The 509-nt window shown below is 64.4% G+C and carries 1 protein-coding gene; it reads left to right on the top strand.

Going from position 1 to position 509, the window contains the following annotated elements; translation table 11 throughout:
• A partial coding sequence (locus A5781_RS08845; RefSeq protein ID WP_156624496.1) for a condensation domain-containing protein occupies positions 1–509 on the top strand: 509 nt, incomplete at both ends.

Below are 509 nucleotides of genomic sequence, written 5' to 3'. Positions count from 1 at the left end.
TTTGAGCACCAAGACGTGCCCTTCGAGGTGCTCGTGGAACGGCTGCACCCCACCCGCTCCCTGGCCCATCACCCCCTAGTGCAGGTCATGCTGGCCTGGCAAAACCACAACCTCGCCGAGCTGGACCTAGCCGGCGGGCTGGCGCTAGGTGAGCAGGTGCGGGTTAGCCCCTTGCCAGTGCAAACTTGCACGGCCCGCATGGATTTGACCTTCACCCTGTCCGAGAACTTCACCGAAGCGGGCCAGCCGGCCGGCATCGGTGGGGTAGTGGAGTTTCGCACCGATATTTTCGACCCCGCCAGCATCGAAACGTTAATTACACGATTCGAGCGGGTGCTGGCCGACATGACGGCAGATCCCTCGCGGCCGGTGTCTTCGATCGGGGTGCTCGACGAGTCCGAACGTGTCCGCCTGGATAACTGGGGTAACCGGGCGGTGTTGGACCGCCCAGCGGTGTCGGGGGTGTCGATCCCAGCGTTGTTTGCCGCCCAAGTCGGCCGCACGCCCCA

The sequence above is a fragment of the Mycobacterium sp. 852002-30065_SCH5024008 genome, assembly GCF_001665645.1.
In the GTDB taxonomy this organism is placed as follows: domain Bacteria; phylum Actinomycetota; class Actinomycetes; order Mycobacteriales; family Mycobacteriaceae; genus Mycobacterium; species Mycobacterium paraffinicum.
This window is presented reverse-complemented; position numbering and strand designations above follow the sequence as displayed.